Raw genomic sequence first — 17,114 nt, forward strand, 5'->3', positions numbered from 1 at the left:
ATTGATTAGGCTACTAAAATACAAAATATCAACTTTAAATCCGTAGTTTTATTATTTTTGCAGTTCCAAATGTGTAAACAAAGTTGATTATCTTTTTATGTATATGGTTAGATGTAAGAGTTTTAATTTAAATTTTAACCTATTTTTGGGAACAGTTAAGATAACGAAACGGATTGATTTACACGGTAATTGTTAAAAAATATAATATAGCACATTAAAAGCGATGGATAACAATAAAAACAGAGAGACAGATTTAGAGAATGGCTATTTGCAAGTTGATCAGTTTAATAAAGAATCAACGAGCTCTATTAGTTCACACTACAAAGATATATTGAGACATTTAGGTGAAGATCCTGAGCGTGAAGGGTTGTTAAAAACACCAAAACGGGTTGCTAAAGCGCTTCAGTTTTTAACTCAGGGTTATTCCATGAACCCCGATGAGATACTTCGCTCTGCGATTTTTGAGGAGGAGTATCGCCAGATGGTTTTAGTAAAAGATATTGATTTGTATAGTTTGTGTGAACATCACATGCTACCTTTTTTTGGAAAAGCCCACGTTGCTTATATACCCAATGGGTATATAACAGGATTGAGCAAAATCGCGCGAGTAGTTGAAGCTTATGCACGCAGGCTACAGGTACAGGAGCGATTAACAGTTCAAATTCGTAATTGTATTCAAGATGCATTGCATCCATTGGGAGTAGCTGTTGTTATTGAGGCTCAGCACATGTGTATGCAAATGCGAGGTGTACAGAAACAAAACTCAGCAACTACGACATCTGCCTTTACCGGGGCTTTTTTAAACTCGCCGGCAACGCGTGAAGAGTTTTTTCATCTAATAGGAAAAACATTACGTTAAGCATGGGATAATGCAACGAATGTTAATCTAATTCATATATCTTGTTAATGGTATAGTTTGTAGGCGAATCAAAACCATATAGATTTCTCATCTCAGGATCCTCATAAAACCCTTTAACAGTAGTGCTTACAGAGGGTTTAAATCCTTTTCTTATTACGTAGCTTCGACATGCAAAAAGCCCGTATCCGCCGCTGATATTTGTAATAGGTGGGACTTCGCTGCTAATTCCACTGCTACGAAACCAAATTTGTTCGGCAAAATTTTCGTCTGCTATAACATATTCAAAATCGACTTTGCCCGGGTATCTTCGCATACCACCTGTAGGTGGTGTTAAAACCTCTTTTAAAGCATTGTATATATCAGCACCTCTAACACCCATTGATTCCTCGTTCTCGTAGCCCATTCTTTGCATTGCAACTGGGAGACTTATGGTCTTTCTGTCGTACCTGTCGGCACTATACCATTCGTAGTAATGAAAATAGACTTTAAGTTTCGCTCCTCCTGAATATTTTGGCAGTTTAAATCTAGCACCCAAAAACTTATCTTTGGTGAGATTGTACAGTTGTCCAGGAGCGGGGTTGGTCTGATGAAATGCAACTAAAGGGTGGCATAAGGAGGTTACAACTTTACCATCCGGCAAAATAACTTCCAAATCGTAAGTATATATCTTATCTTTATTGTTTTCATATGGCAATGTTTCTGTACTTGCGTAAACATGGTGTTTGTCAATAGCAAAAACAGTTTGTCCTTGTGCATTTACACTATCTTTTGTTAAAAACAGTTTATTGAAGACAATTGTCTTAATGAGATGGTTTTGTTCATTTTTCACATATATCTTAACGCTTAAATCAGCATCGTATATTAAACTATCGGGATTTGTTGCCATCTCATATGCCGATTCATTCCCCAAAAAAACTCTGTTTACTCTAACATAATGAATAGTATCGTTTGGGTCAAGTATTGAATATACCACAGGTATATTTTCCCAAGGAGCTGAAATGTCAATTTCTGTTTCACACGAAACTAGTATTACGCAAGTGGCAATAAGTGATAAGAGTGAAAATCTCATTTTATTAAGGTTGATTTATTTTGCCACAAATTTAGCTTTTTATTGAAAAATACAACTATTCTGTAATAAACTTTTGTGTGCAGTATTTTTTTTACCACTTCACAAGTTGACTTTTCTACGGCAAAGAGTCAATACCGTATGTTGCGTAAAATATTGCCTTTTGAAAGCCCAAGTAAGCTAATTCAGGATTGGTGGCAAACAGACATTTTGTGTCATCGGTGGGTTTGTATCCCCTTAAGATAATGTGACTCCTACAGGCAAACAATCCATATCCACCAATTATATTGGTAATAGGAGGAGTTTCGTAGTTAAATCCGCCTACACGTTTCCATATTTGTTCGGCATAGTTTTCATCTGCGATAACATATTCGTAATCAACTTTTCCTACAAAACGTTTTTCACCCGATTCTGGAGGATTTAATTCAGTTTTAATACGATCGAATATTTCGTTTGAGCGAAGTCTCATTGTGGTCTCTTCTTCTCCTTTTTGACGTTCCATTTTTATAGGGAACATCATGGTTTTTCTTGTATAGTTTATTTCGTCTGTAAACTCGTAGTAATGAAAGTATATGTTGAGTTTAACGCCTGCAGAATAACGGGGGAGCTTAAAATTGGGACCAAAAGATTGATTAAGTTTTAAGTTGTATTTTTCACCGAAGCCAGGGTTTACCTGAACAAAACCAACCAACGGATTACATGTTGAAGTCACTACTTTTCCGTCTGGCAGTTTTACATTAAGCTCATAAATTAAATTACTTTCATTTGGCAGAGTTTGTTTTGAAAAATAGACGTGATGTTTTTGAGTTGAGAACACGACATTTCCGCTACTGTTTACGCTATCTTTCTCTATATCAGTTCTGTTAAAAACTATGGTTTTTATTAAGTTGTTATACTCATCTTTAACCTTAATTTTCACATCAAGCGTATCTTTATAAACAAGACTGTCAGGTTGCATTGCCATAACATATGCTGATTCATTTCCCGAGAAAACTCGGGTTATGCGGACATAATGAATAGTGTCTGATGGATCTAGTATGGAATACACAACAGGTATGTTTTCCCAATCGGCTGATATATCAATATCTGTTTTGCAAGAAACAGCAATTACACAAACAAGAAGGATGTAAACCAGACTCTTTGTCATCTTAGCAATTAAAAAACGTTACAAGCAAATTTAACTAAATTGATGCTAATAAGCAAGGCTAATTAGTTTATGGTAAATTCATCTGTTTTGCAAATTCCCATAAAACTACTCCACCAGAAACTGCAACGTTGAGAGAGTGTTTTGTTCCCCACTGTGGTATTTCTATGCAATGGTCGCAGAGTTCCATTGTTTTGTCGTCAATTCCGTTTACCTCGTTTCCAAAAATCAGTACAAACGTTTGATTTTTAGTACTAATATTATATTCATTTAGTTTTATTGATTGTTCAGCTTGTTCAACAGCTATTATGGTAAAATTTTGGGCTTTGAGCTTTTTAACAGTATCGTATGTGTCAGATACATATTCCCATTCCACAGATTCAGTAGCACCAAGAGCAGTTTTTTGAATCTCTTTATTAGGAGGATATGAGGTTATTCCACACAAATATATTTTTTGAATACGAAAAGCATCCGCAGTTCTGAAAAAAGATCCAACATTGTGTGCACTTCTAATGTTATCTAACACAATAATCATGGGTCTTTTTTCTAACTCCCTGAATGTGTTGACACTAATGCGGTCAAGTTCATCCATGCTTAGTTTGCGAAATCTTGTCATGATTAAAAAGAGTTGGGTATTATCAAAAAAATCTATATTTTCGTTCGTTCAAATAACGATTTCAAAATTAGGTCGAAAAATTGATTTTTAAAAACATCATATTATAAACTATAAAATAAAAATATATGAATATTCATGAATATCAAGCAAAACAAATTTTACGTTCGTTTGGCGTTGCAGTTCCTGTAAGCTATCCCGCGTTTAGTGTTGACGAGGCTGTTGAAGCAGCAAACAAGATTGGTAAAGAGACAGGTTGTACAGTTTGGGCAGTCAAGGCTCAAATTCATGCAGGCGGAAGAGGCAAAGGAGGAGGAGTAAAAATTGCCAAAAGTATAGATGAAGTAAAAAAATATGCTTCCGATATTTTGGGCATGCAGTTGGTTACACCACAAACCGGTCCTAAAGGCAAGCTCGTTAGAAAACTTCTTATTGAACAAGGAATATATTATCCAGGACCTGAAGAGATTAAAGAATTTTATATGAGCGTTCTGCTTGACAGACAACTAAGCCAAAACATTATAATGTACAGCCCTGATGGAGGGATGGATATAGAAGAAGTTGCAGCTAAAACACCCGAAAGAATTTTTAAAGAGGTGATTGATCCTGCTGTTGGTTTGCAACCATTTCAAGCCAAAAAAATAGCTTCAAACCTTCAGTTAACAGGCGATGCATATAAATATATGCTAAGTTTCGTAAACTCTTTATATAATGCGTATATAGGTAGCGATGCACAACTTTTTGAAATAAATCCAGTAGCAAAAACATCTGACGGTAAGATAATTGCCGCTGACGCAAAAGTTGTGCTTGATGACAATGCTCTGTACAGACATAAAGAGTACGCAGAGCTACGAGATACTTTCGAAGAAGATCCAATTGAGGTAGAAGCCAGTAAATATGGACTAAACTTTATCAAGCTAGATGGAAACGTTGGCTGTATGGTCAATGGTGCGGGGCTTGCAATGGCTACAATGGATATTATTAAACTTAGTGGGGGAAATCCTGCGAACTTTTTAGATGTTGGCGGTAGTGCTAATGCCGAAACTGTAGAAGCTGGATTTCGTATTATTTTAAAAGACCCGAATATAAAAGCTATATTGATAAATATTTTTGGAGGTATAGTACGTGGCGAGCGTGTTGCACAAGGGGTCGTTGATGCGTATAAATCAATTGGTAAGATAGATGTTCCCGTAATAGTTAGATTACAGGGAACAAACGCAAAAGAAGGAAGAGAAATTATTGACAAAAGTGGCTTAAAAGTGTTTTCGGCAACCACTTTACAAGAAGCTGCCGATTTAGTGCAGAGTAAGTTGGAAAATTAGAAATTAGAAATTATAAGGTAAAGCAATTAACAATTTAAATTACAAAAATCCTTTTTATTATTTTTTACTATTAAAATTTTGCCGATAAATAATTAGTTGCTAAATTTGCACCGCAATTGAACAAAATGGTGTGGTAGTTCAGTTTGGTTAGAATACCGGCCTGTCACGCCGGGGGTCGCGGGTTCGAGTCCCGTCCACACCGCAGAAAGCCTTTCGTGAGAGAGGCTTTTTTTATAGCTATTAGGCTTTTGAGTGAAAATCCTAAATTCACCAATTACCAAAATACAACAATTTCGCGAGGATATTAAAAAAATCTTTAAAAGCGGTAAAAGAAATCATACAATTATCAAATTATTACTATTTTTACAGTCCGTTTTGAAAATTGAGTAAAACAAATCATAAATAAATACTAAGAAATATGAAGGTATATCAATCAAAAGAGATAAGGAACATTGCGTTGGTAGGCAGTGCTGGGTCGGGTAAAACCACACTTGCCGAAGCTATGTTATTTACCGCAGGAACAATTAATCGAAGAGGCGATATTGAGAGCAATAACACCGCTTCTGACTATCGTGAAATAGAACACGAACAAGGTAGGTCAGTATATTCTACTGTATTGTATGCTGAATATCAAAACAATAAAATAAATATTATTGATACTCCGGGACTTGATGATTTTAACGGTCAGGTTGTTGGAGGCTTGTCTGTTTCAGATAGCAGTCTATTGCTTATCAATTCTCAACAAGGTATAGAAGTAGGTACAGAACTTGCTTGTAGAATTACAGATCGCGGACATAAACCGATGATTATTGTAATTAACCAGTTAGAGCACGAAAAAGCTAATTTTGATAAATGTATCGACGATTTAAAATCAAAATTTGGAACTAAAGCCATAATCACTCAATACCCCGTAGAAACAGGTCTTGGATTCAAAGCTATTGTTGATATACTTAAAATGAAACTTTATGAGTATAAAGGTGATAGTGGAAATGCTGAAATAAAAGATATTCCCGCTTCTGAAATGGATAAAGCAACCGGATATCACAATGCATTAGTAGAAGCAGCCGCTGAAAGTGACGAAGCCTTAATGGAGCAATTCTTTGAAACAGGAGAACTAACAGAAGAACAGATAATTGCAGGTGTTCGTAAGAGTATAGCCAGCCGTTCAATGTTCCCTATTTTGTGCGTGTCTGCTAAAAAAGATATAGGTGTGCCCAGATTAATGGAAATTATTAACACATGTGCTCCCTGTCCAACAGATGTTCCAGCTCCAAAAGATACCGAAGGAAAAGAACATGCGATTTCAAGTAGTGGTCCAGTTTCATTGTTTGTTTTTAAAACATCATTCGAGGAGCATATTGGCGAGGTATGTTATTTCAAAGTTATTACTGGTAGCGTAAAAGAGGGTACTGATTTAATAAACAGAAGATCTTCCAATAAAGAGCGGTTTACACAGCTATTTTTTGTAGCAGGTAAAAGCCGTGATAAAACAACCGAAATTTCAGCCGGAGACATAGGTGCTGTTGTTAAACTAAGAGAGTGTAAAACAGACGACACATTCTCGGAAAAAGATGCCGACTGGATATATGAGCACATAAAATTCCCTGCTCCTAAGTACCGTACAGCTGTTAAAGCTGTTAGCGAGGGCGATGACGAAAAACTTGCTGAGGTTATAAATCGTATTTCGAGTGAAGATCCGACTATCATCATGGAGATGAGTAAAGAGTTGCGTCAAATGATTGTTCACGGACAAGGCGAGTTCCACTTAAATACAATGAAATGGCAAGTGGAAAAACTGTTCAAAATTCCTATTGAATTTATTGCACCTAAAATTCCATACCGTGAAACAATTACCAAAGCTGCACAGGCTGATTTTAGACATAAAAAGCAATCTGGTGGGGCAGGACAATTTGGAGAAGTGCACCTTGTTGTCGAGCCATATACCGAAGGAATGCCAGATCCTAAAGCATTTAATTTGAACGGAAAAGATATCGCTGTTTCTGTAAGAGGAATCGACGAGCATAAGTTGGCTTGGGGCGGAAAACTTGTTTTTGTAAACAGTATTGTTGGTGGTAGTATTGATGCACGTTTCTTGCCCGCTATTTTAAAAGGTATTATGGAACGTATGGAGCGTGGACCATTGACAGGTTCATATGCACGTGATATTCGCGTTATTGTTTATGACGGAAAAATGCACCCTGTTGACTCAAACGAGATTTCGTTTAAACTTGCAGGTAGTAAAGCGTTTAGTGAGGCTTTCCGCAATGCAGGTCCAAAAATTATGGAGCCAATATATCGTGTAGAGGTGTTAGTACCAGCAGAACATATGGGTGATGTTATGGGCGATTTGCAAACACGTAGAGCAATGATTGAAGGTATGAACAGTGAAGGATCTCATGAGAAAATTACTGCTCGTGTACCTCTTGCTGAAATGAATAAATACTCAACTGCTCTAAGCTCTATTTCATCCGGTAAAGCTATGTATTCGATGGAGTTCTTAGAGTATGCTCCAGTACCGAGTGATATTCAAGACAAGCTCTTGAAAGCATACGCAGAAGAGGAAGAAGAAGATTAAGATTAAGATTAAGATATCTGAAAACATTTTACTAAACAGCCCAAGAAAAAGTTGGGCTGTTTTTTTATTTGCATTAAGCAGAGTTAGACATTACGAATCAATTTTCTTAAATTTGCACAATAACAGACAAACAAATTTGTAATTACAATAATATGGAATTAGATGCCCAGAACTATATACTATCAATGACTGGTTTCGGTCGCGCAACAAGCGAATATAAAGGCAAACAGTTTACAGTTGAGCTAAGATCATTAAACAGCAAGGGATTAGATTTAAATTTAAGAATGCCACCGCTTTATCGCGAAAAAGAGCCAGAAGTGAGAGCCCTATTGTCAGAAAAACTGACACGTGGAAAAATTGATTTTACGTTACTCGTAGAGATGTCATCTGCGGAGACCAAAACACATATAAACAAAGAGAATTTTATATCATATTATAATCAGCTGAAAGAAATATATTCGCAGATAGGCGAAAGTATTAATAATGAAACTATAGCATCAATAACACGCTTCCCTGATGTTCTTGAAACGAAAAGTGAGGATTTAGAAATTGACGAATGGGATATAATCAGCTCCACTATTGATAAATCAGTTGAAGAGTTTATCTCTTTCAGACAAACAGAGGGCGAATCGTTACGCAATGATTTGATAAGTAAAGCCAAAAATATCTCTGCTCTGAAAGAGAAGGTGTTACCCTTTGAAGCTCAAAGAAAAGAGATTGTTCGCGAACGACTATTAAAAGCTATATCAGAATTGGAAGAACCTTCAAAGTTTGACCCAAACAGATTTGAGCAAGAGTTGATTTATTATATCGAAAAGTTCGATATAAATGAGGAGAAAGTGCGATTAGAGCAACATTTAGATTACTTTATAACCACATTGAAATCGGGAGGTAATATTGGCAGAAAGCTAGGTTTTATTGCACAAGAGATTGGGCGCGAGGTAAATACATTAAGCTCCAAAGCTAACCATGTGGAGATACAGCAGTTAGCAGTACTGATGAAAGATGAGTTGGAGCAGATTAAAGAACAGGTACTAAATATATTGTAATGCAACAGAACGAAAAATTGATTATAGTAAGCGCGCCGTCAGGTTCGGGGAAAACTACACTTATTAAACATTTGATGAGCCAATTACCACTGTTTGAGTTTAGTATCTCGGCAACAACACGTCCAATGCGTGAGGGAGAGACAGATGGTAAAGATTACTATTTTTTAACTATTGAAAAATTCAAGGAACTAATTGAACAACAGCAGTTTATAGAGTGGGAGGAGGTTTACGAGGGACGTTTTTACGGTACACTAAAATCGGAAATATCACGCATTGCTAATGAGGGGAAAGTAGCAATCTTCGACGTTGACGTAAAAGGCGGAATAAATATCAAAAAGCTTTACGGTAGCAGTGCATTATCTATATTTATCCAACCACCTTCAATTGAAGTACTTGAAGAACGATTAAGAATACGCGCAACCGACACCGAAGAGGATATAAAGGCACGGGTAAATAAAGCGGCAGAGGAGATGACCTATTCTTCCCAATTTGACCAAATAGTTGTAAATGACAATATTGAGGTGTCAAAAATAAAATTAGTTGATGTAGTAAAAGAATTTTTAGGAAAATAGATATGGATGGAAAACAGCAAATAGGACTATTTTTTGGAACTTTCAATCCTATTCATGTCGGACATTTGGTTATTGCCAATTATATCAAGGTTTTCGGTAATTTAAGCGAGGTTTGGTTTGTTGTAAGTCCGCAAAGTCCGTTTAAAAAAGATCAAAGAATTTCAGACGACCGCAATAGGCTTGAAATGGTGCATTTAGCTATCGACAAATCACCTGGATACCGAGTGAGTGATGTTGAATTTAATATGCCGAAACCCTCTTATACAATTGATACAGTGGCATATTTAAAAGAGAAATATTACAAACACAACTTTTCGCTTATTATGGGTGCTGATAATTTGCAAAATCTGCATAAATGGAAAAATAGCACTGAACTTTTACGTCTATGTCCTATTTTGGTTTATCCACGTCCCGGATTCCCAAATGAAAACCCACATATAGCTGGAGATATAAGCGTTATCGACGCTCCTTTAATGGAGATAAGTTCAAGCTTTATTAGGCAATCAATTGCAAACTATCAAGATGTTAGGTTTTTCCTACCTGATAAAGTTTGGAAGTTTATTGAAGATACGCAATTTTACAGATAGCTTATTTTAATTCTATACCCTTGTCAGTAAGCCTAATAAGTTGCTTTTTATATAGAGTTCCTATTGATTTTTTGAAAAGTTTTTTGCTCATATTAAAGTGTCTGTCAATTTCTTCGGGCGAGCTGTTGTCGTTAAATGGTAAAAAGCCGTTTTCGGCATTTTTTAGCTTTTCTAAAATTTCTTCAACTGCATTATCGTGACCTTGATAGCCGTGAAGATTTAGAATTATATCAATTTTATTATCCTGTCTGATTTTAGATACGTAACCAGTGGTTTGTTCGGCAATATTAAGCTTACGATGCGTATGATCCAAATGAACCAACCCAATGTAACGATTTTCAATAACTACGCTATAACCAAGCGGGGTTTTTCGATATACAATAATGTTAACTTTTTGATTTTCTTGTAAATCTATATCTGTGTTTGTCAAATAGTTATCAATTTTTTCTGAAGCAGCTAATCTTTTGGTTTTTATATCAATATAGAGTACCACGACAACTTTTTGTCCTATGCGGATTTCTCCAATCTGCTCGCGATGTGGCAATAGTAAATGTTTGTCTAATCCCCATTCCAAAAAGGCTCCAAACTTCGCAATATCAACAACTTCGAGCACAGCAACTTTACCAAACTCTATCAACGGTTTTTGTGTAGTGGCTATAATCCTATCCTCGCTATCTTTATAAACAAACACCTCTACCTCATCGCCCACAGAAAGATTTTCAGGAACAAATTTGTTGGGCAATAATATCTCTTCTTCTTGATTGTCAGATAAATAAAATCCCTGTGGTGTAATCTTAACTGCTTGAAGCTTTTGAAAATGTCCGAGTAGTGCCATTGATTATAATTTTGTTGTAAAGATATGGATAAATAATTCTGTTGTAAACTTGTTGCTACGATATCATTCCCCAAAATGTGCTCTCTTTTAATTTATATTGCATAAATTGTTTAAGCTTTTGGTTTTGAGGTTGTTCTAAGAGTGGGTCTTCTTCAATAAGTTCGTTTGCGACCTTTCGGGCATATTCGAGGATAGCATGATCGCGACTTACACCCGCAATTTTAAGCTCAAACGGTAGTCCGCTTTGGCGTGTTCCATCAATATCTCCGTAGCCGCGAATTTTCAAATCTTCCTCGGCAATAATAAAACCGTCGTTTGTTGATGTAATTACATTAATTCGCTTCCTGCTCTCTGATGATAGCTTGTATGATGTTAATAAAATGCAAAATGACTGTTCCGAACCGCGTCCAACTCTGCCTCTTAATTGGTGTAGCTGCGCTAGTCCAAAACGTTCAGCGCTTTCAATTACCATTATCGAAGCATTTGGAACATCAACCCCAACCTCTATTACTGTTGTGGCAACCATTATTGCAGCTTTTTTTGATATAAATCTCTGCATAGCTGCGTTTTTTTCATCGGCTTTCATTTTGCCGTGAACCATTACTACGTTTTCCTTTCCAAAATAAGCTACCGTCCTTTCGTATCCCTCTTCTAAGTTCTCATAATCAAAACTTTCCGATTCTTCAATTAATGGAAAAACAATATATACTTGCCGCCCTACGTCAATCTGTTCTTTCATAAACTCGTACAGCTTTTTGCGTTTGGTGTTGTAGTAATGCACGGTTTTGATAGGTTTACGTCCCGGTGGCATTTCGTCAATTATCGAAATATCCAAATCGCCGTAGAGGGTTAATGCCAATGTTCTTGGAATTGGTGTTGCCGTAACTACAAGTACATGAGGAATTTGTCTTCCCTTTTTCCAAAGCTTGGCTCGTTGGGCTACGCCAAAACGGTGCTGCTCATCTACTATTACCATTCCTAAGTTATCGAAAGTCACTATATCTTCGATCAAAGCGTGTGTGCCAATCAGTAAATGTGTAGTGCCGTCTGCGAGTTTTTCGTGAATAATCTTGCGGTCTTTCTTTTTAGTAGAACCTGTAAGCAAATCGACGTTAAAGCCCAATCCCGACACAAATTTCGATATGCTTGCAAAGTGCTGTTTTGCAAGTATTTCTGTAGGTGCCATAAAACATGTTTGATAACCGTTATCGGCACACAAAAGAGCTGCCAAAAGTGCTACTAAAGTTTTGCCGGAACCTACATCGCCTTGTAGTAAACGGTTCATCTGTTCGCCACTTTTGATATTCTCAAAAATTTCGCGTACCACACGTTTTTGCGCTCCAGTAAGTTCAAACGGAAGGTTTTGTTTGTAAAATGTGTTAAAAAAGTTGCCTACAACAGGCATTCTTATTCCATCAATGTTAGCTTTACGTAATTTGAATTGCCTTAGTAAATCCAATTGCAACAAAAAGAGCTCATCGAATTTTAGTCTGCGTTCGGCATTTATTAATATTTCGTGCGAGGAAGGGAAGTGTATGTTTTTCAGAGCATCTTGCAGTGGTATAAGATTGTGTTTCTTGCAAAAATCAGGAGTGTAAAAGTCCCTAATTTGCACAAATGTAATTTCAAGTGCCTGTTCAACAAGCGATTGGATTGTTTTAGAACTTATATTGCTTTTCTTTAACTTTTCGGGAATGCTATAAACCGGAGAAAAAGTGTAGTTGTGTTTAGTAAAATAGTTTTCAATTGGCTCAATCTCAGGATGTACAAAATTGATTTTGCGGTTAAACACATTTGGTTTCCCGAAAAAGAGATACTCAACACCAACTTTGTATGTGTTTTGTATCCAGGAATGACCTGCGAACCATACAACTTCAATGGTTGCACTTCCGTCTGAAACTTTTGCTGTTAGCAATCGTCTGTTGCCTGCAATACTGGTTTTAAAGTCAATAAACTTGCCTTTAAACTGTACAAATGCGCCTGTTACCGGTATTTCTGATATTTTAAAAAGTACACTTCTGTCAATGTGCTTATACGGAAAATAGAACAACAAATCGCTTATGGTGTTGATCGACAAGCTCTCGCTGAAGAGCTTTGCGCGTTTCTCGCCAACACCTTTTAAAAACTTTATCTCTGTTGTTAAGTTGTACTCTGCCACTACAGTTTTAAATCATCAAGCATTGCAGTTATTCTATTGTCAAGCTTTTCGACAGTTTTCTCAAAATCGGCAACATTATCAAACTTATCGCGCGCTCCGGCGTAAATTTTTATCTTAGGTTCCGTGCCGGACGGACGTATAGACAGTATCGAATCGTCTGCCAGAATAAATTGTAAAACGTTTGATTTTGGCAATTCTATAGGTTTTTCTTTTCCTGTTTCGATATCGAGTGTTTTTTGTGTCAAATAATCTTTAATACAAACCAATTTACTGCCATTAATTTCTGCAGGTGGATTTTTCCTAAATCGGGTCATTATTTGCTCAATTTCGTCTGCACCGCTTTTACCTTTTTTGGTAATGCTAATTAAGCGTTCGTAAAATAATCCAAACTCTTTGTATATTTCGATTAACATCTCGAAAACGCTCTTTCCTTTGCTTTTAGCCCAAGCAGCAGCCTCAGCAATTAACGCACATGACATTATTGCATCTTTATCGCGGATAAACTCTCCCATCAAATAGCCGTAGCTCTCTTCTCCACCGCCAATAAATGTTTTTTCTCCTTCGTTTTTTGCAATGATGTCAGCAATGTATTTAAAACCTGTTAGAACGTCATAAATTTCAACATTGAATTTTTCAGCCATTAATGGCAAAATTTCGGTTGTAACAATAGTTTTAACCAAATACTCCTTGCCTGTGAGCATTCCCTTTTCTTGCCAACTTGTTAATAAATAGTAAATTAGAAATGTGGCTGTCTGATTTCCGTTGAATAGTATAAATTCTCCTTTTAGATTTTTTACCGCTATTCCAACGCGATCGGCATCAGGGTCGGTAGCTAAAATTAAGTCAGCATCAACCTCTTTCCCTTTTTTTAGGGCGAGTGCAAGAGCTGCGGGTTCTTCGGGATTTGGAGATTTAACTGTAGGAAAATTGCCGTCAACAACGTCTTGTTCAGGGACATTTATTATGTTTTCAAATCCAAATGCTCTCAATGCCCTTGGCGCAAGTTTAACTCCCGTTCCGTGAATAGGAGTGTAAACGATTTTCATATCCTTATGTTGTTCAATAATATCAGGTCGCAACGAGAGTGATGTAAGTGCTTTGATATACGCACTATCGATCTCTTCGCCAATTATTTCAATTAATTCCTGATTGCCCTGCATGTTGATTTGATCAACTGACTTTATTTTTAATACCTCGTCGATGATGTTTTTGTCATGTGGAGCAATAACCTGAGCGCCATCTTCCCAATACGCTTTGTATCCGTTATACTCCTTGGGATTGTGGGACGCAGTCACGACAATTCCACTTTCACATCGTAAATATCGAATTGCAAATGATAGCTCTGGCGTTGGGCGCAAAGCGTCGAATAGATACACTTTGATACCGTTTGATGAGAATACGTTTGCAGCAGTATCAGAGAATAGCTTACCATTGTTGCGATTATCGTGGGCAATAGCAACCGAAATTTGTTTGCGATTTGAAAATGCTTTTTTTAGATAGTTGCACAGTCCTTGAGTTGACATCGCTACGGTATAAATATTCATTCTGTTTGAGCCAACTCCCATTATCCCCCTGAGACCGCCTGTTCCAAATTCCAAAACTTTGTAAAACGAGTCTATCAGTTCGTCTCCCTGTTCGGCAATCATTCTCTCTATCTCTTTTTTTGTATCTGAATCGACATTTTTCATCGCTAGCCAACCTTTGGCTTTCTCGGTCACTTCTTTTAATAATTTCTTATTCATATATTTATATCAGTTAAAAGTTTGTAAAGTTAAAAGTACTTTTACCTTGTACCTTGCAACTTTTTCCCTTAGTTATTTATTGCTCTTTTGTTTTTCGATAACAACTTTTTCCAGACTCTCTTCCCAGTGTGGTATCTCAATTCTGAGAAACTGTTTGATTTTTGTTTTATCCAACACGCTAAAGGCCGGACGTTTAGCAGGGGTTGGATATTCGTATGTGTGAATAGGTAATACTTTACATTTCAGACCCGCATGCTTCATAATAGCCACAGCAAAATCGTACCACGATGCTACTCCTTCATTGGAAAAGTGTAGGATTTTTGGCATTACGGTTCTCTCTTTCAGCCACTTATCGGCTAATAGTAGAAGTGCGTTTGCCAAATCAGCTGCCGATGTTGGAGTTCCAACTTGGTCAAATACAACGTTTAAGGTTGATTTTTCGCTCCCTAAACGTACCATTGTATTGAAAAAATTGTTGTTCGCTGACGAATATAGCCACGCAGTGCGAACAATTGTTGCGATATCATGATTTTGCGTAACAGCAAGCTCTCCAAGCTGTTTTGTGCGTCCATATTCGCCTATGGGATTAGGTTTATCTTCTTCGGTATATGGTTTTGAGCTGTTTCCATCAAATACAAAATCGGTAGAGACGTGCAACAGGTATGCGTTATGTTCTTTTGCTGCTTTTGCAAGGTTTTCGGGACCAGTTACATTTATGGCAAATGCTTTATCTGTTTCGGTTTCTGCCTTATCAACAGCAGTATAAGCAGCACAATTAACTACCACAATGGGTTTTGTTTTTGTGAAAAAATGTCTCACTTCCTCGGAATTGGTAATATTCAACTCTTCTACATCTGTATAGATAAAGTTGTAGTCTTTATATTTAGCAGATGTTTTTCTAAGTTCGTTACCTAATTGACCGTTTGCACCAGTAATTAGAATATTTTGAGACATAGATATTGCTTTTATTAATTAACAATGATATTTGTGTTTTAGTGTCTCAAAAATAGCGATTTTTTAGGATAATCCTCCAAATATTGCTTATATTTGTTGAAACTGAGGTAGAGTGATATAACGGTAAAATAAGTATTGATATTGACCAAAAACCATACAAGCCATGATTAAAAAACTAACAATTCTAACAGCCACAATGTTTGCTTGCTTTGGAGTTTTTTCACAGCAAGCCATAGCACAGCAAGTTGATGCATCTCCAATTGAGCAAATTGAAAATATTGTAACACCATACAATTTAACGATATCCCAAGATGGCAATAATGCAATTTTCAGTTGGAACCATGGACCCATCTTCTTCGATGACATTGAAAGCTACGACGATTTTATATTCGAGAATATTGGCGACTATATTCTTGTTGACGTTGACAGCTCTCCTACGTATGGATTTGGATATGGCATTTCATTCCCCAACGAAGGTTATACAGGTTCATATATTGTAATTAACACATTGGCGACTACTCCTCCTTTGTCGGAAGAAGATTGGGCAGCACACAGCGGAAATAAATTTTTAGGTTGTTTTGCCGCGATGTCTCATAATAATAATGACTGGTTAGTAACTCCGGAAGTTACCGTTATTCCTGGAATGGAGTTCTCTTTCTGGGCAAGAACTTCAAATTATATTTATGGATATGAAAACTTTAGAGTAGGTATATCAACAGGCGGTACAACTCCGTCTGACTTTACAATTATTTCAGAAGGAACACATGTTAATGCTCCGCATACATGGACAAAATTCACTTACCCATTAGACGAATATGTGGGACAAAACATTAGAGCTGCTATCAACTATATATTTTATGGACACGTTTTTATGGTTGATGATATCTATATTGGCGTTCCAGAGAAAGAGAAATCAAGAGCATTTAACGGATATACGGTATATTTAGACGGTGAAGAAGTAGCTTCAGGTATTATGGAAGAAACCTACACTTTCCAAAATGTTTCGGTTGGAGAGCACACTGCTGGAGTTAAGGCGGTTTATACTTCTGGCGAGTCTGAAGTAGTGGAGATAGCTTTTGATCATGAGCCTAAATTCAATGTGAAATTTATTGCTCAGAGATATATTTATGGTTCTCCTGTTAAGGGAGTTAATATCATTGTTAGTAACGAGTCGATAACAGAATCGAAAACAACCGATATTAATGGTATTGCTACGTTTGAATTACCGAGAGGTCATTATAATTGGGTTGCAACAAAACTGGGTTTTGAAGATTGGGAAGGTACTGTCGTAGTAACAGATCATACAGAAATAATCATTATCTATAAAAGTATAGAAAGTGAAACCAAAGTACAAGGTATTAAGTTATATCCTAATCCGGCAACTAACACGTTAACAATTACACGTGAGAACACCAATAACGCTATGGTTGAAATCTATTCAAATAATGGAGTAATTGTTAACTCATTTGAAATGAGCGAAACAGTTAAAGAAATTTCGGTTTCTGAACTAAATAGCGGAGTTTATTTTATACGCGTAATTGAAAAAGAGGCAACTAAAGTTCAAAAATTTATTAAGCAATAATATAGTATGTTGTCTCGTCCTGAAATAAACAAATAACATTGATCAAAAAAACACAA

14 protein-coding genes and 1 tRNA gene are annotated in these 17,114 nt (G+C 36.6%); 8 read left to right on the plus strand and 7 right to left on the minus strand.

The genetic code is table 11. From position 1 onward, the window contains the following. Positions 1-223 precede the first annotated feature (223 nt). Positions 224-859: a GTP cyclohydrolase I FolE gene (gene folE / locus GX311_07305; protein ID NLK16185.1), complete on the plus strand. Its 636-nt coding sequence runs from the start codon at positions 224-226 to the stop codon at positions 857-859. A 22-nt stretch (positions 860-881) separates the two neighbouring features. Here folE and GX311_07310 read toward each other — a convergent pair whose 3' ends face one another. From GX311_07310 to GX311_07320, 3 genes are all read right to left on the minus strand, one after another. Continuing rightward, on the minus strand, positions 882-1,928 hold the full coding sequence (locus tag GX311_07310; GenBank protein NLK16186.1) for a hypothetical protein: 1,047 nt from the start codon (positions 1,926-1,928) through the stop codon (positions 882-884). 115 nt (positions 1,929-2,043) lie between these two features. After that, complete coding sequence (locus GX311_07315; protein ID NLK16187.1) at positions 2,044-3,072, minus strand: hypothetical protein; 1,029 nt, start codon at positions 3,070-3,072, stop codon at positions 2,044-2,046. Positions 3,073-3,139: 67 nt separating this feature from the next. Beyond that, a complete protein-coding gene (locus GX311_07320) occupies positions 3,140-3,685 on the minus strand; it encodes an RNA methyltransferase (protein NLK16188.1) in 546 nt (181 codons plus the stop codon). A 125-nt stretch (positions 3,686-3,810) separates the two neighbouring features. Between GX311_07320 and sucC the strand changes: the two genes are divergently transcribed. The 6 genes from sucC to GX311_07350 all read left to right on the plus strand — a co-directional run bounded on the left by sucC (position 3,811) and on the right by GX311_07350 (position 9,787). Continuing rightward, complete coding sequence (gene sucC / locus GX311_07325; protein NLK16189.1) at positions 3,811-5,004, plus strand: ADP-forming succinate--CoA ligase subunit beta; 1,194 nt, start codon at positions 3,811-3,813, stop codon at positions 5,002-5,004. Between the two features lie 127 nt (positions 5,005-5,131). After that, positions 5,132-5,206, plus strand: a tRNA-Asp gene (locus GX311_07330). Between the two features lie 216 nt (positions 5,207-5,422). Continuing rightward, entirely contained in the window at positions 5,423-7,579 is a 2,157-nt protein-coding gene (locus tag GX311_07335; protein NLK16190.1) for an elongation factor G, read from the plus strand. Between the two features lie 185 nt (positions 7,580-7,764). After that, on the plus strand, positions 7,765-8,628 hold the full coding sequence (locus GX311_07340) for a YicC family protein (protein ID NLK16191.1): 864 nt from the start codon (positions 7,765-7,767) through the stop codon (positions 8,626-8,628). Then, positions 8,628-9,200, plus strand: a complete 573-nt coding sequence (gene gmk / locus GX311_07345; GenBank protein ID NLK16192.1) for a guanylate kinase — start codon at positions 8,628-8,630, stop codon at positions 9,198-9,200. The genes GX311_07340 and gmk overlap by 1 nt, the downstream gene beginning before the upstream one ends. 2 nt (positions 9,201-9,202) lie before the next feature. Then, on the plus strand, positions 9,203-9,787 hold the full coding sequence (locus GX311_07350) for a nicotinate-nucleotide adenylyltransferase (GenBank protein NLK16193.1): 585 nt from the start codon (positions 9,203-9,205) through the stop codon (positions 9,785-9,787). Between the two features lies 1 nt (position 9,788). On the opposite strand, the gene GX311_07355 is transcribed toward GX311_07350, so the two are convergent. The 4 genes from GX311_07355 to rfbD all read right to left on the minus strand — a co-directional run bounded on the left by GX311_07355 (position 9,789) and on the right by rfbD (position 15,476). Then, positions 9,789-10,622, minus strand: a complete 834-nt coding sequence (locus GX311_07355; GenBank protein NLK16194.1) for a GntR family transcriptional regulator — start codon at positions 10,620-10,622, stop codon at positions 9,789-9,791. A gap of 55 nt (positions 10,623-10,677) precedes the next feature. Beyond that, entirely contained in the window at positions 10,678-12,780 is a 2,103-nt protein-coding gene (gene recG, locus GX311_07360; protein ID NLK16195.1) for an ATP-dependent DNA helicase RecG, read from the minus strand. Further along, a complete protein-coding gene (locus GX311_07365) occupies positions 12,780-14,522 on the minus strand; it encodes a phospho-sugar mutase (GenBank protein ID NLK16196.1) in 1,743 nt (580 codons plus the stop codon). Before GX311_07365 ends, recG begins: the two co-directional genes overlap by 1 nt. 72 nt (positions 14,523-14,594) lie before the next feature. Further along, a complete protein-coding gene (rfbD, locus tag GX311_07370; GenBank protein NLK16197.1) occupies positions 14,595-15,476 on the minus strand; it encodes a dTDP-4-dehydrorhamnose reductase in 882 nt (293 codons plus the stop codon). Positions 15,477-15,639: 163 nt separating this feature from the next. On the opposite strand from rfbD, the gene GX311_07375 reads away from it, so the two are divergent. Next, positions 15,640-17,058, plus strand: a complete 1,419-nt coding sequence (locus GX311_07375) for a T9SS type A sorting domain-containing protein (protein ID NLK16198.1) — start codon at positions 15,640-15,642, stop codon at positions 17,056-17,058. Positions 17,059-17,114 lie beyond the last annotated feature (56 nt).

Source organism: Bacteroidales bacterium (assembly GCA_012519055.1).
GTDB lineage: Bacteria > Bacteroidota > Bacteroidia > Bacteroidales > Salinivirgaceae > JAAYQU01.